Origin of the sequence: Cryptosporangium arvum DSM 44712 (assembly GCF_000585375.1) — a bacterium.
Lineage (GTDB): Bacteria > Actinomycetota > Actinomycetes > Mycobacteriales > Cryptosporangiaceae > Cryptosporangium > Cryptosporangium arvum.
The window spans coordinates 3,402,363-3,421,817 of sequence record NZ_KK073874.1; the positions used below are offsets into that span (position 1 = coordinate 3,402,363).

Below are 19,455 nucleotides of genomic sequence, written 5' to 3' on the forward strand. Positions count from 1 at the left end.
GAGGACGAGCGGTCAGAGGTCCAACACCAGTCGGCCACTCCGCGATCGGCTGACGCAGATCATCATCGTCTGGTTCTTCTCCCGCTCAGCCTCGGAAAGGACGGTGTCGAGGTGCTCGGGCTCGCCCGCGAGAACGACCGCCTCGCATGACCCGCAGGAGCCTTCCTCGCAGGAGTACAACACGTCCGGCACGACGTCGCGCGCGGCCTGGAGCACGGTGCGGTCGGCCGGCACCGTCAGGATGGTTCCGGTACGCCGCAACTCCACCTCGAAAGCGTCCTCGGCCGAGCCCTCTCCCGGGCCGGCGACGCCTTTCACCAGTATTGCAACAGTCCTCTTGGAGCGGTGGGGAAGTGCCCGGGCATCCCTGAGGGCGAGCAGCATGGTTCCCGTTCGGGTTCGGTCGACCGGACCCGAACGGGCGACCGCGTCGGGGATGTGCCCTCCCCGCGGGACTGTGGTCTGGTGACCGGCCGTCCGGAGGGCCGGCAGGTGTATTGCTCGCTGGCCGGCCGGAACTGCTGGACCTCGAGCGGCTACGCGACTGTGAGCCGGGCTTGCCATGCGGCTGCGTGTGCGTACGGTGCGACTTGATCCTCGGACACAGTTTCGTCGCAAATGCGCGACTCCAGACGTACTCGTTCTCAAGCGCACTTGACCACGCTGATCCAGTAGTGGTGCGCCCCTCGGCAGGCCGGGGGTGCTTGAGGTGACTACTCGTACCGTTCCGGCGCTGATTCCCGGCGGTGTGGTTGGACCAGAATCCGCGGTGGTGGGCCAGCGGCCGAGCCGGGCTCCGCTGCCCATGCCGGCCCTGGTTCCCGATCGTGCTCGCTCGGGGTTGGCCTTCGGTTTGGCGGCGTTGGATTGTCACGGCCGGGTCAACGACCGCCTCATCCTGGCCATGCTCGGCTGGGTGGGCGGGCAGCGGCTGGCGGTTCGTGAGGAGTCGGGCCTGATCGTGGTGGCCGCGGACTCGGGTGGCGCGTTCCGCGTGACCCGGCAGGGCCAAGACGTCAACACCGCGCCTGCCCGCCTCCGCGGCCCCGGCGAACGAGCCAACGCCGAGCTGAAGAGCTGGAAAGTCCACCGCATGATCCGCTCCAGCCCCAACCAAGCCGGACCGCTGATCAACGCCGTTCAGACCCTCATCCTGGCCAACTGAAATCAGCTCACTGTCCACAGTGTCAATTAGACGACGCTTCCTGGGAATGCGCGGGAAGGCTCGACATCCTCGGCCGAGTCACCGGAGAGACCGGTGAGAATCGGGGTAAACAAGTGATTCGTGTGCGCGCGCGCATCTTCGCGCTGCTGGCCACTGCGGTCGGCATGCTAGCGGTTCTTGCGCCGTCGGCGGCCGCCGCGGCCGAGGACGAGCCGCCGCTGTCCGCGACCCGCCAGCCCAGCCAGTTCAACTGGGCCGACGCGACGATCGACCTGCCGTGGACCGCGGCCGTGCTGAAGGACGGCACCACGTGCCCGGGAGGTCGGATCAACTTCACGCCCAGCGAGGAGAACCCTGCCTACGGACAGGCCACCGCGAACGGCATGACCTACCACATCACGCTGCGGGAGTTCGGCAACGTCTCGGGCACCACCGGGTTGTCCTCCCCAGAGGCGATCGTCTCGATCGGCTGTGGCTACACCTCGGGGACGAGCACGATCGCAGCCTCGTATGAGTACCTCTTCTACTTCAAGTGGAGCGGTTCGGGAAACAGCTCGAAGGGCGCCTTCTACCCGAAGGTGCGTGACTTCATTACCTCCAGCGATTCGTCGGGGAGCTCCCGCTACCTCGTGCAGCTGATCGACGGCACCGGCCCGGTCGACGGGCAACCCGGCAAGGTCACCGTCCGGCACTTCCTTTACCAGGTCGGCACCCACACCCGGACGTTCACCTGGACGGACGAGGGCTTCGTCGCGAATACGCCGCTGATCCGGTACCCCGAGGCGGACACAGCCCCGGTGTGACCGTGAGGTCGACCTGATCGACCTCCGTGCGCGGAGACCGGCCGCTGGCCGGTCACAAGGGCTCGCTCTCCGAGAGCGAGCCCTTGTGCACGTCCGCGGGCGACAACGCCGCGATGGAAAGCCTCGTCAGCCTGCTCCACACAACGTCCTCGACCGCCGCATCTGGACCACCCGCGAGGAACTGCGGATCGCGATCGTCACCTGGCTCGAACGCACCTACCACCGCCGACGCCGACAAGACCGCCTCGGCCGGTTGACCCCCCTCGAATACGAAATCATCCAGAGCCAGGCCGTCGAACAGGCCGCTAAAAGACCACGAGACATCCTTTAGACCGGATGCCCGCTACGGCGGATCGGTCGCTGTGGCGCTGATCGCCGCGGTGATGTCGTATCGGCACATGGCCGGGTTGCTGACCGCGTATGGGGAAGACCGGTTCAACGCGCATTTCGATCCGCTGGCCGTGGACGGGTCGATGGTGGTCAGCGGGTTCGCTTGCTGGCACTCGCTTCCGGGCAGCGCAGAGCTCTCGCCAGGCTCCCGGATCGCCGATCAGCTGCCGGCATCAACCTCTCCCGGTCGAGGACCGACCAGGTGCCGTCGTCGACCCCCGACCGGGCTGGCTCGGCTGCTCGGCGACCCAGCTCAGAAGCACTGCGAGGGCTTCGGCGGTGGGGGTGGCAGGGCGGGGCAGATAGGTGATCAGTGACCGATCCGGGCGCGCGGGCACGGTCAGCACCTGGTAGTCGAATTCCAACGCGCCCGCCACCGGGTGAAGGAGCTGGGCTGTGCCGAGCCGCTTCTCCCCGACGTCGCCGGTGGCCCACAGGTGCCGGAACGGGTCGCTGCGGATGGACAGCTCGCCGATCAGGGCGGCGAGTCGGGGGTCGTGGGGCCGGCGTCCAGTGGCGAGGCGCAGCTGGGCCACGGTCTCGGCCGCGACGGCGTCCCAGTTCACGTACAGCGATCGGGCCTCGGGGTGCAGGAACAGCTGGCGCGCGGTGTTGCGGGGCCGCGGCATGCCATCGACGTCGAAGACGGCCTCGGCCGCGGGGTTGGCGGCCAGGATGTCGAGGCGGTCGTTCATCAGCAGCGCCGGGACATCCGTGATCGCGCGCAGCAGCCGCACCAGCGGTTCGTCCGGCATTGCTGCCGCCGTGCGGGGCAGCGTGGTGGCGCGAGCGGGGCGGGCCAGGTTGCGCAGATGCTCGGTCTCGACGTCGGACAGCCCGAGGGCCTGCGCGACGGCGTGCAGGATCCGGTCGGAGACGTGCGCGGTGCGGCCCTGCTCCAGGCGTGTGTAGTAGTCCGGGCTGACTCCGGCGAGCAGCGCGACTTCCTCGCGGCGCAGGCCCGGCACGCGGCGGCGGGTCACGCCGGCAGGCAGGCCCACCGCACCGGGCTGGATGCGTTCGCGTCGCGTACGCAGGAATTCACCGATCGTCGCCTCCACCTGAGCGACGCTACGCCGCGTCCGGAGGCCCAGCGTGGTCCTGCGGGAACCAGGTAACGGCGCCCCTTCCTGGCCGCCGGTCGATCGGCCACCGTCAGGGACGCGTACCCACCATGGGGGCGCAGGACGAAAGGGGCGCAACGGATGCGCGCAGCAGTGGTGAGAGAGTTCGGCGGACCCGAGGTGCTCGAGGTCGTCGAGGTGCCGACGCCGGCGCCGGGCCCCGGTGAGGTGCTGGTGGCGGTGGCTGGTGCGTCGGTGAACTTCGCCGACGTCATGGTCCGTGCGGGCATGAACGTCCAGTACGGCGCCACCGGCGCCCGGGAGCAGTTCGGTCTGGGTTCGGACGTCGCCGGCACCGTCGCTGCCGTCGGTACGGGAGTCACCCGATTTGCCGCCGGACACACGGTCGTCGGCACCCAGGAGCGGTTGGACAGGTCGCTGGGCACCCAGGCGCAGTACGTTGTGCTCCAGGACTGGGAACTCGCGCCCGCCCCGGCCGGCATCGATCTCGTGGAGCTGGCCACCCTGGGGTTGAACGCGACCACCGCCGATCAGGCGCTGGACGCGCTGGCGCTCACGCACGGGCAGTGGCTGCTGGTCACCGGCGCCGCCGGGGCCGTGGGCCTGTTCGCCATCGAGCTGGCCCGGCTGCGAGGGTTGCGGGTGGTCGCCCAGGCCGGGCCAGGCGACGAGAAACTGGTCCGTACGGCGGGCGCGGACCTGTTCGTCTCCCGCCACGAGGACCTGGTGCCGGCCGTGCGCCGGCTGGTTCCCGGCGGTGTCCACGGCGCCATCGACGCGGCCAACCTGGCGGCCGGGGCGGCGGACGCCGTACGGCACGGCGGCGCCTTCGTTTCGTTGCTCAACTCCGCCCCGATGGCTCGCCGCCAGGTGCGGATGATCAATCTGGCCTGGCACACCGACGCGGAACGGCTGGCGAAGCTCGCCGCGTACGCGGGCACCGGCCTGATCAGCCTGCGAGTCGCGAAGACCTACCCGCTGGAGCAGATCCGCGACGCCCACGAAACCCTCGCCGCGGGCGGACACCGTGGACGAATCGTACTGATCCCGTGACCACTGCAGAAAAACCCGCGGCGGCCCGACCGAAGTGGTCCAGCCTCATCCCAGCCCCGGAGGATGGAAGGTGCCGTGAGTAGCACGAGCCACGTGTTCATCGACGGTGCCGACACCAGGCCCTTTCGGAGAACGAGCATGGCGTGCGGGCCGCACGAGCGCGGAGACGGCGATCGTCTCCCACAGTGCATCCCAGGCGACGAGCGCCCAGAGCGCCGCCGGCGCCGGCGGACCGCCGGATCCGATCAGGACCGGGGTCATCACCGCGACGATGTAGATCCCCAGTGCCAACGGGGCGAACCTTTGCCACGCCGGGCGCTGCCAGCGTCGCGCGATCACCACACCGGCACCGATCAAGCCGACTGCGGTCAAGATCGGGCCGACACCGAACAGAACCTCGCCGAGCCCCGGGCTGTCGACCCAGATCACCTCTGCGGCCGCTAGCACGGCCTGCCCCAGCGCCGCCGCGCCGAGGCCGGCCCGCGCGGTCCGGCTCCCGCCGGCCGCACCGGCCCGGCCCAGAGCGACCACCGCGAGCATCTCCCCGAGGTGGATGGCTGACTGGATCACCCAGCCGAACGACAGTACCGCGCCGGTCAGCGCCATGGCGGCGGTGTACAGCACGCCGATCGCGCAGATCGCGACGGCGACGAGTGCGGTGGTGCGAGGTCTGGTCATGGTGCGCTCCGGGCTACTCGGTGGATCGGATGCCGTCACGGTGCCGCCGCGCCCGGTTCCCGGGCATCCAGGCTGGTACGCGTTCGTGAACGAGTGCTGGCACGGTTGTCGCTCCGCTGCCGCCGCTGTCACGATCCGGGGCATGCCACGAATCGGCCCCGCGTCGTTCCTCGGGCTCAACGTCGTGATGTCCGTGGTCGCGTTGCTGCTCTCGATCGGCCGCGAGGAGATTTCCGACCTGATCGCCTACCCGCTCAACGCGGTTGCGCTGGGCCTGGCCGGCGCGCTGGTCGTCGGCTATCAGAGGTCGAATCCGATCGGCTGGGTGCTGAGCGGGATGGGCTTCGTAGCGGTGTTCGCGGAGGTCACCGAGGGGTACGGGTATCACGCCGCCTGGCCGGCCGCGGCTACCCTCGAGTGGCTGGCGAACTGGACGAACCAGCTGGGCATCGTCTGCACCGCGCTCGTGGTGCTGCTGTTCCCGACCGGGCGAGGGCTGAGCCGCGCCCGCCGCGCCGGGGTCTGGGCCGGCGCGATCGGATTGGTTCTGTCGGCGTTCGGCGCGGCGTTCAGCCACGCATCGGATCAGCTCTTCGAATCCGCGGTCAACCCGCACGCGATCGAGGGGCTCGAACCGGTGTTCGTGGTCGGCCAGGGACTGTTCCTGGTCAGCCTGCTGGGCGCGATCGGGTCGGTGATCCTCCGGTTCCGGCGCTCGACCGGCGTGGAGCACCAGCAGTTGAAGTGGGTCGCATACTCGCTCAGCTTGTTCGCGGTCGTCGGCCCGCTGGCGATCATCTACTTCAACGACAGTGCGTTGGTGCGGTTCGCGATCGCACTGGTCGTCCCGACGCTGCCGGCGGCGATCTGCATCGCGATCCTGCGCTACCGGCTTTACGACATCGACCTGATCGTCAGCCGAACGCTGGCCTACGGCGCGCTGACCACACTGCTGGCCGTGGCCTACCTGGGAATGGTGTGGGTGCTCGGCGCGGTGGCCGGTGGCCGGTCGTCGTGGACGACCGCCGGCGCGACCGCGGCGGTCGCACTCGCGTTCCGCCCGCTGCGCGGCCGGCTGCAGGGCCTCGTCGACCGTCGCTTCCGCCGCGCTCGCTACGAGGCGCTCGCCCGCGTCGACACCTATTTGGACGATCTGCGGGCGGGCCGAGCGGAACCGGAGGCACTGGAAGCGCTGCTGCGAGACGTGCTCGAACAACCCTCGATCGAACTGCGGTACCTGCCGCCGGGTGCGACGGAGCGGGCGGTGAACGACGACGAATTCCTGGTCGAGCGGGCCGGAGTGCCGGTGGCGATCGTCGCCGGTGGGTCGGGACCCTTGCTGAGGGAGGTGGTCGCCCGCGCGGGGCTGGCGATCGAGATCGTCCGGCTGCGCGCAGAGGTGACGCTGCGGCTGGCCGAGGTCGAAGCGTCCCGGGCCCGGATCGTCGCGGCCGGGTACGAGGAGCGACGGCGTCTGGAGCGGGACCTGCACGACGGGGCGCAGCAGCGGCTGGTCAGCATCGGGCTGGCGCTTCGCAACGCCCAGTTCGCACTCGGCGACCAGGCGCCCGTCGTTCGCATCATCGACGCGGTGGTGGACGAGCTGGGCGTCGCCATCGACGAATTACGCGAGCTGGCCAACGGGATCCGCCCCGCGTACCTCGACGACGGCTTGGCCGTCGCGCTCCGCGATCTGGCCGAGCGCACGCCGTTGCCGGTCGAGGTGCACACCACCGGCGAGCGCTACCCCGCCGACGTCGAGGCGACCGCGTATTTCGTCGCCTGTGAGGCGCTGGCGAACGCGGTCAAACACGCGGACGCGATCGGTGTCACGCTCAGTGCGGAACACGCGGACGGAGAATTGGTGATGACGATTCGAGACGACGGGGTGGGAGGCGCCCGGCCGGCGGACGGCACCGGCCTTCGCGGGCTCCACGACCGGGTCGCTGCCCAGGGTGGCCGGATGCGGGTCGACAGCGAGCCCGGAGCGGGCACGACGGTGGTCGCGGAGTTGCCGTGCGCGTCCTGATCGCCGAAGACCAAGTCCTGCTCCGCGAGGGCCTGGTGCAGCTGTTCACCGCCCGCGGACACGACGTTGTCGCCGCGGTCGGGGACGCGGCGGGGGTGCTTTCCACCGTCGAGGCGCACCAGCCCGATCTGCTGCTGATCGACGTCCGGATGCCCCCGACGTTCACCGACGAGGGCACCCGTGCCGCGCTCGACGTCAAGCACGCCCACCCCGGGATCGGTGTACTGGTGTTGTCACAGCACGTCGACACCACGCACGCGCCGAGCCTCGTCGGACTCGGCGGGTTCGGTTATCTTCTGAAGGATCGGGTCCTGGCCGTCCAGGAGTTTCTCGCGGCGGCCCAGCGAGTGGCCGACGGTGGCTCGGCGCTGGACCCGACGGTGGTTGGGGCGCTGATGGCGGCGCATCCGCTCTCGTCGCTGTCGGCACGGGAACGGGAAGTGCTGGAATTGATGGCCGAGGGCCTGAACAACCCCGCCATCGCCCGACGGCTGACGGTCAGCGAACGCACGATTGAGAGCCATGTGCGGCACGTGATGCTCAAACTCGACCTGTCCGAATCCGACGACGGACACCGTCGGGTCCTGGCCGTACTCGCCTATCTCCGCGCCCACCCCGCCTGACGAGAGCGCCGACGACCTGGCCCGGCTCACCGCACTGGCGCTCAGCCGCGGCGGACGGCTGCTCCGCGATCCCTACGACACCACGTACGGCTCGCGCCAGGTGGTGCTCGCCGGGATCCGGCGGCACCGGCTCGATCCATAACGGGCTGCTGCACCACGGCGGCTGCGTGCGCGCCCCGGACGTCGTCCACGGCACCGCGGACGCGACGCTGGTGCACGTCGAGGGGGACACCGCACAGGCTTACGTGCACAACTACGGGACCACGGGCATTCTCGCCCGGGTCACGCTGCGACTGGAACCGGCGCAGGACTGGTCCGCGTTCTACGCGAGCTTCGCCGGCCTCGAGCCGGTGCTGCCGCTGCTGGCCGCGTTCGCCGCGCTGGAGCCGACGCCTCGGTTGGTCTCCGTCGACCCGGCCGGGCTCGTCGCGTCGCTCCCGCCCGACCCGGCGTTGCCCGACGGCCGGGCGAGCCTGCGGGTGATCCTCGACCGCAGCACGGTGGAGGTGGCGAGCGCGCTGGTGCTCGCGGCCGGCGGTCGGGTGGAGGACGTGCGGCCGGGAGCGTCGGCGGCGATGCGGCTGAGCACGCTCAGCTCCGGCCGGGCGGAGTGATCTCAGTGCGCGCACGGGATCCTAACCGAACACTCGGAGCACACGATGAGCACTACCCTGACCGGCACCACCGCCCTGGTCACCGGCGCCAGCGGCGGCATCGGAGCCGCCACCGCCCTCTCACTCGCCGCCCAGGGCGCGAACGTCGCCCTGGTCGCCCGCCGCAAAGACCGTCTCGACGAGCTGGCCGAACGCATCCGCACCGCGGGCGGCACCGCACTGGTCATCGAAGCCGACCTCACCGACCAGACTCGGGCCGCTGCCGCGGTCGAGCAGACCGTGCAAGCCTTCGGGGGGCTGAACATCCTGATCAACAACGCCGGCGTCATGCTGCTCGGCCCGGCCGAGAGCGCGCCGCTGGACGAATGGGACCGGATGCTGGCCATCAACATCCAGGGCCTGCTCTACACCACCCACGCCGCCCTTCCGCACCTTCTGGACGCGGCCGCGAGTGAGCGCGCCAGCGCGGACATCGTCAATGTCGGCTCACTCGCCGGCCGGGTCCCGATCGCCGGGTCGGCCGTCTACAGCCTCACCAAAACCGGGCTCAACGCGTTCACCGAGGCGCTGCGCCAAGAGGTCACCGGCCGGCACGTCCGGGTGTCGCTGATCGAGCCGGGCCCGGTCGCCACGGAGCTGTTCACGCACATCCGTCCGGAGATCCTCGCGGCCGGCCAGCAGGCGTTCGCCAACGCCACCCTGCTGCACGCCGAGGACATCGCCGACACGATCACGTACGTCGTCACCCGCCCGGCGCGCGTCGTCATGAGCGAGATCCTCGTCCGTCCCGACGGCAGCCAGTGGTGAGGCGATCACGCGGTCGAGGACTGCCTCCGGCGGGCTCGGGACGCTCGCAGGTTCAGCGTGTTGCCGCAGGTCTTCATGTCGTGCCAGACACGGGTGCCGCTGCGCGACCGGTCGTAGAACGCCGCTCCGCAAGCCGGGTTCTGGCAGGTCTTGAGCCGGCCCAGCTCGCCGGTGCGCGAGGCGAGCAGCGCCTCGAGCGCGACCAGCGAGGTGATGGCGGCAGCGCCACGGCCGCGCGGCCCGTACACCAGGTCGCCGTCGCGGACGGAGACGTCGGCCGCCATCGCCAGCGACCCGTCGTTCTCGGATTCGCCGGTGACCCAGCCGCGGACGCGGCCGCGGAGAGTGCGCAGAGCGGCGAGGTCTTTTTCGGTGAGCGAGATCGACGGGGTCGTGCGGCCGGTTTGCCGGGCCCAGGCCCGGAGCGTCCCGTCCAGCCAGCGCTGGGCCGTGCTCGTCTCGTCGAGCAGATCGGGGAGCGAGGCGACCGGCATGCCGGCCGTGTTCAGCAGATCCTGAACCAGGCGCAGGCCCCCGGGGGCTTCGGTCAAGCCCAGGCGTCCGGTGCTTCCGGCGGTGTGGTCGTCCGTCGCGGCCGCAAACCTACCTCGGCCGACATCACCCTGGGCTGTACGCCTATGTCACATGACGCTCGACTCGCTGATCCGGGAAGCGCTGTGCACGCCAGTGACGTCTGCTCGTCACCCACGGGTTCGGGGAGACTGAGCCTCCGGTTTCGAGTCGTCCCCACCGAGCGTCCCAGCCGCCTGGTCGTACAAGCGGCACGCTCACGCGGATCTCGTCCCTCGGCGCAGCACGAAGCGCTGGATCTTTCCGCTGGCTGTCTTCGGCAGCGACTCCACGACGTGGACCTGCCGCGGATAGGCGTGGGCGGAGTACCTGGTGCGGACCAGGTCCTGCAGCTGGGCCAGGAACGTCGGGCCCGGCGATTCTCCGTCGGCGAGGACGACGTAGGCGACGACGATCTCGCCGCGGAGCTCATCCGGTGCTCCCACGACCGCGACGTCCGCGACCGCGGGATGCGTGACGAGCACGGACTCGACGTCGAACGGGCCGATGCGGTACCCGGCGGCGAGGATGACGTCGTCGTCGCGGGCCGTGAAGTAGAAGGCCCCGTTCTCGTCGACCCGTCCGGTGTCACCGGTGAGGTAGTACCGGCCGTCGGCGGTGAAACGCTCCCGGGTGCGCTCCGGAGCGTCGACGTAGCCCTCGAACCACATCAGCGGGCTGGCTTCGACGTCCAGTGCGATCTGACCGTCCAGCACCGTTGCCGTGAATCCCGGTAGAGGCCGGCCCATGGAACCGGATTCCACGACAGAGCGAACAGAGGCGTGCCAGCCGTTGAGGATCACCATGCCCTGCTCGGTTTGCCCGTAGTGGTCGCGCACCTCGGTGCCCAGCGCGTCCGGCGCCCAGGCGGTCACGTCCGGAGTGAGTGGTTCACCCGCCGAAGACGCCCGGCGGAGTCTCGCCGTCCCGACACCACGCAGCGCGCGGTACATCGTGGGGGCGCCGGCGAAGTTGGTGACGCCGCAGCGGTTCATGACCTCGAGCGTCCGCCGCGGATCGAAGCCGCCCTCGACCAGCAGGTTCGCGCGCCCGTGCGCGAGCGGCCCGAGGATCGCGTAGTAGAGGCCGTAGGCCCAACCGGGGTCGGCGGCGTTCCAGTAGACGTCGTCCTCGGTGACGTCGAGGCCGTAGTGCAGGTAGGAGCGGAAGGCCGCGAGGGCGCGGACGGGGACGGGGACCGCTTTCGGGGCGCCGGTCGTGCCGCTGGTGTACAGCTCGACCAACTGGCCGCCGCCACCGATCGGACGGCGGTCCCGGAGCGGCTCGGCGGCACGGATTCGCGCGTCCAGCTCGTCATTGACCGAAACGACGGCGACACCCTCCAGCTTGGCGGCCTGCCCCGGCTCGCTGATCGCCAGCCGGACCCCGCTCGCGGTCAGCCGAGCGCTGATGGCATCCGGTGCGAACGCGGTGAACAGGGGCACGTGGATCGCGCCGAGCCGCCAGATCGCCAGGAGCGCGACCGGTAGCTCGAGCCGCTTACCCATGAGCACCGCCACCCGGTGCCCGGCCTCGACCCCGGCCGACCGCAGCACGGTCGCCAGGCGCCGCGACCGGTCGGCCAACTCCCCGTAACTCAAGGAGCGGATCGAGAGGTCCGCCGCGACGACGCGGAACGCTACGGCGTCGGGGTCGTGCCGGTCGCAGAGCAGCCAGGCGGCGTCGGCGTCGGCCGTGGCCGCTTCGTGGAGCCAGTCGTTCATCATGCCTCCAGCGGAAGGACGGCGGGTGCGGGCGTGATGCGGGCACGGACCGTGCCGAGTCGTTCGATCTCCACCGTGACCTCGTCGCCGGGGCGGAGCCACGGGTAGGTGTCCGGGCCGTGCAGCGACGAGAGCTCCAGTAGGCAACCCGTGCCCACCGTGCCGCTGCCGACGACGTCGCCTGGGCACAGCTGTGTGCCGCGCGAGGCGTAGGCGAGCATCTGGCCGAACGACCACCGGATGTCGGCCCAGGTGCCGCCGCCGTGGGGCCGGCCGTTGACCGCGGCCGACATGCGCAGCGCGTAACCCTGGCCGTCGCGGCGGTCGGCGAGTTCGTCCGGCGTCACCAGGAACGGCCCGAGCGACGTGGCGCCGTCCTTGCCCTTCGCTGGGCCGAGCCCGACCCGCGACTCCTCCTGCTGCACGTCCCGGGCGCTCCAGTCGACCAGAACGGTGTAGCCGGCGATGCACTCCTCGGCCTCCGCCGGCGTCAGGTCCGCGCCGGGGCGCCCGACGACGGCGGCGACTTCGATCTCGTAGTCGAACCGCTCGCTGCCGGGTGAGATCGGTACGTCGTCCTCCGGCCCGCGGATCGCCGCCGGGTTCGTGAAGTAGAAGACGGGCTGGCGGTACCAGACCGGGTCGACCGACCGGCCGAACGCCGCAGTGGCGTTGCGGGCGTGCTCCTCGAACGACAGGAAGTCCCGTACCGACGGCGGTCGCGTGATCGGCGCGTGCAACCGCGTGCCGGCGAGCGGCACGATTTCCGCCGGTGTCCGCGCGGCGGCCGCGGTGAGGTCGCCCAGGACGTCGATCAACGGGACGTCGAAACCGTGGACGAGTTCACCGACGACCAGCCCCGCCCGGCGGTGCCGGCCGTACGTCACCCACCGCATGTCAGGCACGGCTCCGGATCGGGCCACCGTGGAAAGCGGTCATGTCCGGCCAGATCGTGGTCAGGTCGAGGCGGGTGCCCAGCGGCTGCCCGTCCAGCTCGCTGTAGGCGCGGTGCAGGTTCCCGACCATGCGCTCGGCGTCCTTCCAGCCGGCGAACGGGTTGTCGGTGTGCCGCAGAGCGGTCTCCAGCGGTGTCCACCCGGCCGTGTGCCCGGTGCGCGCGATCTCGTCGACAAAAGCCGCGTAGGACCCCAACGCGTCCAGCAGCCGGGGAATGTCGGAACCGCGGCAGACCGGGCCGTGCCCGGGCACGAGCACCTCCGGGTCGAGGGCCCGGATCGCCGCGAGTGCCTTCGGGTAGCCGGCGAGGCTGCCTTCGGCCAGGAACGGCTGTCCCCCCGCGAACGCGATGTCCCCGGCGAAGAGCACGCGCGTCTCCGGTAACCAGACGATCAGGTCACCCCGGGTGTGCGCCGGCCCGACCTCGTGCAGCTCCACCACCTGCGAGCCCAGGTGCAGGGTCATCGACCCGGTGAACGTGACGTCGGGGGCGCGTACCTCCAGGTGACCGTAGTCGGGGTCGGTGAGCACGGCCGCCGCGACCAGCCCGGCCGCGACGACGTCCTCCCGGCACAGCGCGTGCCCCACGATCGGGGTCGACGACGGCAGCAGCCAGTTGCCGTAGGTGTGGTCGCCGTGGTGGTGGGTGTTGACCGCGGCCCAGGTGCCGCCGGGCGCCACGCTGGCGGCGGACGCGAGCAGCGCCCGGTTGCGGACTTCGGTGGAGGTGGTGTCGATCAGCAGCGCACGGCCGGCGGGACCGACGATCACGCCGGTGTTGTTGATCATCCACGTGCCGTCGGGCTGGACGTAGGCGTGCACACCCGGCGCGACCTCGAGCAACTCGGGTGTCATCGGGTGCTCCGGCGCGCGTCGGCCAGGAACTCCTGGGCCATCGGCTCGATGGCGGCCCAGGCCCCGGGCGGTGTGCCCGGCAGCGTCGCACCGGCGTCGGTGACCCGCGCGAGGATGCCGGCCGCGGCGGCGTCGGCCTTCGTGGCCAGACCCGCCAGGTCGTGGTCGACGAGCTCCCCGTCCTGCTTGACCACCCGGCCGTCGACAAGCACCGTCCGGACGTCCGCCACGGTCGTCTGGAAAACCAGCGTGCCGTACACGTCGGTCCGGGGATGCTGCTCGAACGAACCGCCACCGACGATGACGACGTCGGCCCGCTTGCCCGGTGTGAGCGAACCGATCCGGTCGCCGAGGCCCAGCGCATCGGCGCCGTTGACGGTTCCCCAGGTCAGGGCGTCCTTCGCCGTGCTGATCACCGCGTCGGGCATCTCGCCGGCGAGATTCTGCTGGTGGGTGGCGTCCCAGCGGGCGAAGCCGAGACCGAATCGCATCTGGTGCCACAGGTCACCGCTGTTGAGCGAGATGACGTCGGCCGAGAGCGTCGGCGCGAGCCCGTACTGCCGGCAGGCGGCGAACACCGGGCGGCCCATCCCCATGTTCAGCTCGGTCTCCACCGAGATCGACACCTTGCCGCCGGTGCGGGCCAGTGCCTTCCACTCGGGGTCGGAGAGCGCGTTGCAGTGCACGTGCACGATGTCCGGGCCGAGCATTCCCAACGCGTCGAGCTCGGTGACGCCGAAGGTCAGCGCGCTGCCCCAGACGCAACCGGTGTGGTTGACGATCAGCGCACCGCGCTCCCGGGCGATGGCCAGCTCGTCCAGGGTCTGCTGCCACGGCACACCGAACGGCTCGCTCAGGGAGACACCGAGGGTCAGCAGACCGTCGTTCGTCGGGAAGTACGTGTCGGCGATGCGGTGGTAGTCACGGAGGCGGTCGGCGTGGGTGCCGAACTTCGGGGCCATCGGTGAGCTCTCGAAGAAGCCGTGGCAGTGCGCGGCTCGGATGCCGGCCTCCTGCAGACCCTGCACGGCGGCGTCGGAGTGATCCGGGGTGTTGTTGCAGTGCGAGAAGTCCAGCAGCGTGGTCACGCCGGCGTTGAGCGCATCGACGGCCCCGAGCAGTTGGCCCAGGCGGACGTCGTCGGGCGTGTAGGCAGGCGAGATCGCCAGTCGGATGCCGAAGTAGTAATCGCCGAGCGTCCAGTCGCCGCAGATTCCGCGGATGAGGGACTGCCAGGTGTGGCGGTGGGTGTCGACCAAGCCCGGAAGCACGATCTGGCCGGTCGCGTCGATGATCTCGGCGTCGGTGACGTCCAGCTTCGGGGCGACGGCGACGATCTCGCCGTCGTGGATGAGGACGTCGCCGACGGGGAGGTCCCCGAGCGCCGGGTCCATGGTGACGACGTGGCCGCCGGTGACGAGGGTGCGCATGATGGCCTCCGCAACAGTGGGGATGAACCGACCACCGCAGCGCACCACGGCCGAGCGCCGGGATCATGTACCTAGTCGGTCATGATCCCCGGGCGGCGACCGCGGCGACCGCGGCGGCCGCGCGGCGGAACGCCTGCACGATCGGCCGATCGTCGGAGTCGCGGAGGACGGCGGCCACTTCCACCGGCGCCCCATCGAACGGGACGAACCGGACGTCGGGTCGGGCGTAGTAGCGAGCCGCCGCACCGCCGTGCAGGCCCAGCAGGCCGCTGGTGGCCACCGCCGACGGGATGCCGCCCGGCGTACGCACCGCGGGCGCGCGCCGCGGGCCGTGGCTCGCGGGACCAGCCCAGTCGGCCATGCGGGGATGCGCACCTGACAGCGTGATCCAGCCGGCGTCCGCGACGTCGTCACGGGTGAGTCGCGGAGCGTCGGCCAGCGCGGACGCCACCGGCACCACGACCACACTCGGGCTGGTGAGGACCGGCTCGAAGACGAGCCCGTCCAAGTCTCCGAGGTAGTGCACCAGCCCCACGTCGATGTCGCCCCGGCGAACCGCGTCGTACTGGTTCCACAGGTCGAGTTCCTCGTGCACCAGACGCACGCCCGGGACCACCGCGCGGAGCAGAGCCCGCAACGCCGGCCAGCGGTCGGCCATGCCGAAGCCGAGGACACCCACGCGCAGGACGCTTTCGTCGGTGTCCCGGACGATCTCGGCGGCGGACCGTAGCTCCGCGACCTCGGCGAGCACCGTCCGGGCGTGCGCGACGACCCGTGCGCCCTCGGGCGTGAGCGTGACCCGCCGGCTCGTCCGCTCGAACAACCGGACACCCAGCTCCCGTTCCAGCCGTTGCACGCGTCGCCCGAAATGGCCGGCTGCCACGAAATGCTCCGCTGCGGCCCGGCCGAAGTGAAGTTCTTCGGCGAGCGTGACGACGTAGCGCAACGCATCGAGGTCCATCGCAGCCTCCCGCCAGCACTGTAAACGGGTCGGCGCCACTTGCTAGTTGTGAAGCTCTACTACACATCCGCCATGACGCTAACGCAGCCCGGTCAACCTGCATAGATCTATGACATCTCTTGATCGTTTTTGAATCTCGAACAGCCGCGGTTTACAGATGTGAACTAATGCTTGACACCTCGTTGTGACACGGGCTACTTTTCGGCCACCGAGGCAGCACCCGGACCCAGCGGTCGAGCTGCCCCATCCACCGACGCGACGATGCGGCCGGTCCGGTCGGACCGACAGTCGCTCGTGCGTGAGCTGACTGGAGGTCCGCTGTGCCTTCCCGTGAGATCGAGTTCCTCAGTGGCGGCGAAACCGTGCGGGGAGACCTGCTCCTGCCCGAGGGTGAAGGGCCGTTTCCCGTCGTCGTCATGGCCGGTGGCTGGTGCTACGTCAAGGAATTACGCCAGCCGCAGTACGCCGCGGACTTCGTCCGCCGGGGGTTCGCCGCGCTGATCTTCGACTACCGCCGGATGGGCGCCAGCGAGGGCACCCCCCGCCAGCACATCAACCCGTGGGACCAGATCGAGGACTACAAGAACGCGATCACGTTCGCGGCCGGCCAGCCCGAACTGGACGCCGACCGGATCGGGATCTGGGGCATCTCCTACAGCGGCGGCCACGTGCTGATCGTCGGGGCCATCGATCCGCGCGTGAAGTGCGTCGTGTCCAACGTCCCGGTGATCGACGGTTACCAGACCATGTGGCGGATGCACGGCACCGACCGGTTCCGCAAGCTCAAGGCGTTCGTCGCCGAGGACAGGGCCAAGCGCACCGAGACCGGTGAGCCCGGCTACATGGCGATGTCGGGCGTGCCGGCCAACCCCGACGACGCGTTCTCGGTCTGGCCCGACAACGACGTGCTGGCCGTGTTCAACGAGTTGAAGGCCACCCAGGCGCCTCGGCACGAGCACCGCAACACGGTCGAGTCGCTCGAGTTGCTGATGGAGTACAACGCCGCGCCTTATGCTCCGCGCCTGCTCGACAAGCCGGTGATGATGATCGTCGCCGACCAGGACGACATCACGATGTGGGACCAGGAGATCGGCGCGTTCACGGCGATCCCGAGCTCCAAGAAGGAGCTGGTGGTGCTGCCCGCCACCGACCACATGACGCTCTACAGCAACGTCACCGCGCTCGACTACGCCGCCAAGGCCGCGGGTTCCTGGTTCGACCGGCACCTCAAGGAGCTGCCGACGGTCGCCAACCAGATCGTCAAGTACGCCTGAGCGGGAGCACACGATGTCGGGTCAGTTGAGCGAACGGACGGCCGTGCCACCGGGCTCGTCCCGGCAGTTCTGGGCCGACCTGCGGTGGCGCGGGGCGCCGGTGGGCGTGCCCTGGCTGGTGGCGCTGCTCATGCTGGTGGTCAGCGTGATCCTGTACCCCAGCAGCATCGGCTTCGGTGGCCTGGCCACGATGACGCCGCTGCTGGGCGTACTGATCATCGCCTCGCTGGGGCAGTCCCTCGTGATCGGCACCGGCGGCATCGACCTGAGCGTGTCGTCCGTCGTGACCGTCGTGGGCGTCATCTTCGTGCTGGAGGCGGGGACGCCGGGCGGCTCGATCCCGCTGGCGCTGGTCTACTCGCTGGCCGCCGGCCTGGTCTGCGGTGTGGTCAACGGTGTTCTGGTCGAGTACCTGGCGCTCAGCCCGCTGGTTTCGACGCTGGCCACCGGCCAGATCATGGCCGGGCTGGCCAACATCTGGTACGGCGGGGGCGCGAACCGGCTCGCGGTTCCGCCGGACTGGCGCAGCTTCACCGGCAGCACGTTCGGCCGAGGCATCAGCTACCTCCTGCTCGCCGCGACCGTGCTCGTCGTGTTGGCCGGCGTCGTACTGAGCTACACGGCGGTCGGCCGGCGGCTGACCGCGGCGAGCACCAGCCCGAAGGCCGGGCGCTACCAAGGCATCGCGGTCCGGCGCTACCGCGCCGCGACGTACGTCCTCGCGTCGCTGCTCTACAGCGTCGCGGGCGTCTTCCTGGTCGGCAGCATCGGCACCCCGACGCTGTCACTGGGAGACGTCTACCAACTGTCCACGATCGTCGTCGTCGTGCTCGGCGGCGCGGCGCTGTCCGGTGGCCGCCTGCACCCCGGCGCCACGATGGCGGGCGCTCTGTTCCTCTCGCTCATCAACCAGGACGTGGCCGCGACCGGGGCCGCCGCCGGTACGCAGGGCGTCATCCAGGGCGCCGTCCTGGTGCTCGCGATGCTCGCCACGTCGATTGGTGCACTGCGGATGCTGCTCCGGCGGCGCCGCGGAAGCACCGCACCCTCCTAATCCCACCCCTTCGAAACCCCCGTGGTTCCGCGCTGCCCGAATTTCGCCGGAACCGCCCAGATCCGCACTGACTCATCTGGAGAGAAGAGGACATCGTGGGCGCACTGTCGAGACCCCGCCGGCCCCGCTTACGGGCGCTGATCGGCCTCACCGCACTCGTCGCCGCCACCGCGCTGGGCGGCTGCACGTCATCGACGACCAGCAGCAGCGACGCCAAGGGCGACGCGTCCGAGTACGCCGCCGCGCCGCTGGAGCTCAGTGACGCGCAGCGCGACGAGATCCTGAAGAAAGCGTTCCTGACCGACGAGATCAAGGCCGCCGACCTCGACCCGACCATCGTGCAGGGCCTCGAGGAGGCCGGACGCGACTACTCGGACGAGCAGGTCAAGGCAGCCGCGGCGTGCCTGGACAAACCGACCTGCACGATCGGCAAGGGCGAGCAGACGCTGGCGATCCTCGACGGCGCGGGCTCCGACCTGTGGCGGCGCATCACCCGGGCCCAGATCACGGTGCAGGCGACGTCGTACCCGAACATCGGGACGGTCATCTACCTGCAGGCCGACGGCAACCTGCAGACCATGCAGGCGAACCTCCAGACGCTGATCGCCCGCAAGGTCACCGGCATCGTCACCTACGACGACTTCGGACCGGCCATGACCGCCGCCTACCAGCAGGCCACCAACAAGGGCATTCCGGTCGTGGCCTACGGCGGCATCCCCGGCAAGGACGCCACGAAGGCAGTGGTCTCCCAGGTGGCGTCGGACTTCTGCGACGACGGCAACCAGATGGCGCAGACCACGGCCAAGATGCTGAACAACACCGGCAACGTCGCGTTCTTCACCGGAACGCCGGGCAACCCGCAGGGGGCCGGCTGGCAGGCCTGCGCGGAGACCTGGTTCAAGCAGAACGCGCCGAACATCGCGGTGGTCAACCGGTCCAACACCAGCTGGACCGAGGGCGGCGCCGTCTCCGCGACGACCGCGCTGATCTCCACCGGCAAGAAGGTCGACGCGGTCCTCTACGACTACGCGAAGCAGACCGTCAACATCGTCCAGACCTACCAGCAGGCCAAGCAGAAGGTTCCGGCCCAGGTGACCTGGACCTCGGACAACTCCCTGCTGCAGATGTGGGAGAAGGACCTCGGCACGCCCAACGAGTGGCAGCTCGCCTACTCCAGCAGCATCAACTTCGAGGGTGCGATCGCGCTGTCGGCGCTGATGAATCACCTGCAGGGCAAGGACGTCCCGTCGATGTTGATGTTCCCGCTGCCGTTCGTGCCGGCCAAGAAGGGCGACTACGTGGCCGACCAGCCGGCCAACGCCCCCGGCCCGACGCTGATGCCCGACGCGCTGCTGAGCCAGGTTCTCGGCGCGGCCTGATCCG

19 protein-coding genes and 3 pseudogenes are annotated in these 19,455 nt (G+C 70.2%); 13 read left to right on the plus strand and 9 right to left on the minus strand.

The window, feature by feature from the left end; translation table 11 throughout:
- Nucleotides 1-12: 12 nt before the first annotated feature.
- On the minus strand, nucleotides 13-384 hold the full coding sequence (locus CRYAR_RS47065; RefSeq protein ID WP_051570308.1) for a 2Fe-2S iron-sulfur cluster-binding protein: 372 nt from the start codon (nucleotides 382-384) through the stop codon (nucleotides 13-15).
- Between the two features lie 66 nt (nucleotides 385-450).
- On the opposite strand from CRYAR_RS47065, the pseudogene CRYAR_RS51275 reads away from it, so the two are divergent.
- The 5 genes and pseudogenes from CRYAR_RS51275 to CRYAR_RS51280 form a co-directional block, all read left to right on the plus strand.
- Nucleotides 451-530: pseudogene (locus CRYAR_RS51275) on the plus strand (transcriptional regulator); the annotation flags it as partial.
- Nucleotides 531-805: 275 nt separating this feature from the next.
- Complete coding sequence (locus tag CRYAR_RS43130; protein WP_157017739.1) at nucleotides 806-1,165, plus strand: hypothetical protein; 360 nt, start codon at nucleotides 806-808, stop codon at nucleotides 1,163-1,165.
- Nucleotides 1,166-1,278: 113 nt separating this feature from the next.
- Entirely contained in the window at nucleotides 1,279-1,968 is a 690-nt protein-coding gene (locus tag CRYAR_RS15745; RefSeq protein WP_157017741.1) for a hypothetical protein, read from the plus strand.
- 92 nt (nucleotides 1,969-2,060) lie between these two features.
- Nucleotides 2,061-2,299, plus strand: a pseudogene (locus CRYAR_RS45330) (IS3-like element ISAar45 family transposase); the annotation flags it as partial.
- Between the two features lie 31 nt (nucleotides 2,300-2,330).
- Nucleotides 2,331-2,456, plus strand: a pseudogene (locus CRYAR_RS51280) (DUF2637 domain-containing protein); the annotation flags it as partial.
- Between the two features lie 75 nt (nucleotides 2,457-2,531).
- On the opposite strand, the gene CRYAR_RS15755 reads toward CRYAR_RS51280, so the two are convergent.
- A complete protein-coding gene (locus tag CRYAR_RS15755; RefSeq protein WP_051570313.1) occupies nucleotides 2,532-3,419 on the minus strand; it encodes a helix-turn-helix transcriptional regulator in 888 nt (295 codons plus the stop codon).
- A 144-nt stretch (nucleotides 3,420-3,563) separates the two neighbouring features.
- On the opposite strand from CRYAR_RS15755, the gene CRYAR_RS15760 reads away from it, so the two are divergent.
- Entirely contained in the window at nucleotides 3,564-4,496 is a 933-nt protein-coding gene (locus CRYAR_RS15760; protein WP_035851621.1) for an NADP-dependent oxidoreductase, read from the plus strand.
- 45 nt (nucleotides 4,497-4,541) lie between these two features.
- Here the strand turns inward: CRYAR_RS15760 and CRYAR_RS15765 are convergent, their stop codons facing one another.
- Nucleotides 4,542-5,318 carry a hypothetical protein gene (locus CRYAR_RS15765; protein ID WP_169745038.1) on the minus strand — a complete coding sequence of 259 codons (777 nt, stop codon included), beginning with the start codon at nucleotides 5,316-5,318 and terminating at the stop codon, nucleotides 4,542-4,544.
- Here CRYAR_RS15765 and CRYAR_RS43135 point away from each other — a divergent pair.
- The 4 genes from CRYAR_RS43135 (at nucleotide 5,317) to CRYAR_RS15785 (ending at nucleotide 9,247) form a co-directional block, all read left to right on the plus strand.
- Nucleotides 5,317-7,203, plus strand: coding sequence for a sensor histidine kinase (locus tag CRYAR_RS43135; protein WP_169745039.1), 1,887 nt, complete (start codon nucleotides 5,317-5,319; stop codon nucleotides 7,201-7,203). The two genes, CRYAR_RS15765 and CRYAR_RS43135, sit on opposite strands and share 2 nt — an antisense overlap.
- Nucleotides 7,191-7,826 (plus strand): response regulator transcription factor, encoded by a 636-nt coding sequence (locus CRYAR_RS15775; RefSeq protein WP_035851628.1) that lies wholly within the window; start codon nucleotides 7,191-7,193, stop codon nucleotides 7,824-7,826. The genes CRYAR_RS43135 and CRYAR_RS15775 overlap by 13 nt, the downstream gene beginning before the upstream one ends.
- A 167-nt stretch (nucleotides 7,827-7,993) precedes the next feature.
- Nucleotides 7,994-8,440 carry an FAD-binding oxidoreductase gene (locus CRYAR_RS15780; protein ID WP_051570317.1) on the plus strand — a complete coding sequence of 149 codons (447 nt, stop codon included), beginning with the start codon at nucleotides 7,994-7,996 and terminating at the stop codon, nucleotides 8,438-8,440.
- Nucleotides 8,441-8,485: 45 nt separating this feature from the next.
- Nucleotides 8,486-9,247: an SDR family NAD(P)-dependent oxidoreductase gene (locus tag CRYAR_RS15785; RefSeq protein ID WP_035851631.1), complete on the plus strand. Its 762-nt coding sequence runs from the start codon at nucleotides 8,486-8,488 to the stop codon at nucleotides 9,245-9,247.
- Between the two features lie 5 nt (nucleotides 9,248-9,252).
- Here CRYAR_RS15785 and CRYAR_RS15790 read toward each other — a convergent pair whose 3' ends face one another.
- The 6 genes from CRYAR_RS15790 to CRYAR_RS15815 all read right to left on the minus strand — a co-directional run bounded on the left by CRYAR_RS15790 (nucleotide 9,253) and on the right by CRYAR_RS15815 (nucleotide 15,744).
- Nucleotides 9,253-9,798, minus strand: a complete 546-nt coding sequence (locus tag CRYAR_RS15790; protein ID WP_084700543.1) for a CGNR zinc finger domain-containing protein — start codon at nucleotides 9,796-9,798, stop codon at nucleotides 9,253-9,255.
- Between the two features lie 237 nt (nucleotides 9,799-10,035).
- Nucleotides 10,036-11,544 carry an AMP-binding protein gene (locus CRYAR_RS15795; RefSeq protein WP_035851636.1) on the minus strand — a complete coding sequence of 503 codons (1,509 nt, stop codon included), beginning with the start codon at nucleotides 11,542-11,544 and terminating at the stop codon, nucleotides 10,036-10,038.
- The gene (locus tag CRYAR_RS15800; protein ID WP_035851640.1) at nucleotides 11,541-12,437 is read right to left on the minus strand and encodes a fumarylacetoacetate hydrolase family protein; all 897 of its coding nucleotides are present in this window, start codon (nucleotides 12,435-12,437) and stop codon (nucleotides 11,541-11,543) included. Before CRYAR_RS15800 ends, CRYAR_RS15795 begins: the two co-directional genes overlap by 4 nt.
- 1 nt (nucleotide 12,438) lies before the next feature.
- Nucleotides 12,439-13,353 (minus strand): MBL fold metallo-hydrolase, encoded by a 915-nt coding sequence (locus tag CRYAR_RS15805; RefSeq protein WP_035851644.1) that lies wholly within the window; start codon nucleotides 13,351-13,353, stop codon nucleotides 12,439-12,441.
- Nucleotides 13,350-14,783 (minus strand): amidohydrolase family protein, encoded by a 1,434-nt coding sequence (locus tag CRYAR_RS15810; protein ID WP_035851649.1) that lies wholly within the window; start codon nucleotides 14,781-14,783, stop codon nucleotides 13,350-13,352. The genes CRYAR_RS15805 and CRYAR_RS15810 overlap by 4 nt, the downstream gene beginning before the upstream one ends.
- 79 nt (nucleotides 14,784-14,862) lie before the next feature.
- On the minus strand, nucleotides 14,863-15,744 hold the full coding sequence (locus CRYAR_RS15815; protein ID WP_051570319.1) for a LysR family transcriptional regulator: 882 nt from the start codon (nucleotides 15,742-15,744) through the stop codon (nucleotides 14,863-14,865).
- Between the two features lie 320 nt (nucleotides 15,745-16,064).
- Here CRYAR_RS15815 and CRYAR_RS15820 point away from each other — a divergent pair, with 320 nt between their 5' ends.
- From CRYAR_RS15820 to CRYAR_RS15830, 3 genes are all read left to right on the plus strand, one after another.
- Nucleotides 16,065-17,018: an alpha/beta hydrolase gene (locus CRYAR_RS15820; RefSeq protein ID WP_051570321.1), complete on the plus strand. Its 954-nt coding sequence runs from the start codon at nucleotides 16,065-16,067 to the stop codon at nucleotides 17,016-17,018.
- A 13-nt stretch (nucleotides 17,019-17,031) separates the two neighbouring features.
- A complete protein-coding gene (locus CRYAR_RS15825) occupies nucleotides 17,032-18,072 on the plus strand; it encodes an ABC transporter permease (RefSeq protein WP_035851652.1) in 1,041 nt (346 codons plus the stop codon).
- A 95-nt stretch (nucleotides 18,073-18,167) separates the two neighbouring features.
- A complete protein-coding gene (locus CRYAR_RS15830; protein ID WP_035851653.1) occupies nucleotides 18,168-19,451 on the plus strand; it encodes a substrate-binding domain-containing protein in 1,284 nt (427 codons plus the stop codon).
- Nucleotides 19,452-19,455 lie beyond the last annotated feature (4 nt).

Coding starts and splice junctions, on each gene's coding strand:
- CRYAR_RS15800 (WP_035851640.1), bottom strand. CDS start 12,437: ATGCGGTGGGTGACGTACGGCCGGCACCGCCGGGCGGGGCTGGTCGTC.
- CRYAR_RS15810 (WP_035851649.1), bottom strand. CDS start 14,783: ATGCGCACCCTCGTCACCGGCGGCCACGTCGTCACCATGGACCCGGCG.
- CRYAR_RS43130 (WP_157017739.1), top strand. CDS start 806: ATGCCGGCCCTGGTTCCCGATCGTGCTCGCTCGGGGTTGGCCTTCGGT.
- CRYAR_RS15760 (WP_035851621.1), top strand. CDS start 3,564: ATGCGCGCAGCAGTGGTGAGAGAGTTCGGCGGACCCGAGGTGCTCGAG.
- CRYAR_RS15795 (WP_035851636.1), bottom strand. CDS start 11,544: ATGATGAACGACTGGCTCCACGAAGCGGCCACGGCCGACGCCGACGCC.
- CRYAR_RS15815 (WP_051570319.1), bottom strand. CDS start 15,744: ATGGACCTCGATGCGTTGCGCTACGTCGTCACGCTCGCCGAAGAACTT.
- CRYAR_RS15785 (WP_035851631.1), top strand. CDS start 8,486: ATGAGCACTACCCTGACCGGCACCACCGCCCTGGTCACCGGCGCCAGC.
- CRYAR_RS43135 (WP_169745039.1), top strand. CDS start 5,317: ATGCCACGAATCGGCCCCGCGTCGTTCCTCGGGCTCAACGTCGTGATG.
- CRYAR_RS15805 (WP_035851644.1), bottom strand. CDS start 13,353: ATGACACCCGAGTTGCTCGAGGTCGCGCCGGGTGTGCACGCCTACGTC.
- CRYAR_RS15765 (WP_169745038.1), bottom strand. CDS start 5,318: ATGCCCCGGATCGTGACAGCGGCGGCAGCGGAGCGACAACCGTGCCAG.
- CRYAR_RS47065 (WP_051570308.1), bottom strand. CDS start 384: ATGCTGCTCGCCCTCAGGGATGCCCGGGCACTTCCCCACCGCTCCAAG.
- CRYAR_RS15825 (WP_035851652.1), top strand. CDS start 17,032: ATGTCGGGTCAGTTGAGCGAACGGACGGCCGTGCCACCGGGCTCGTCC.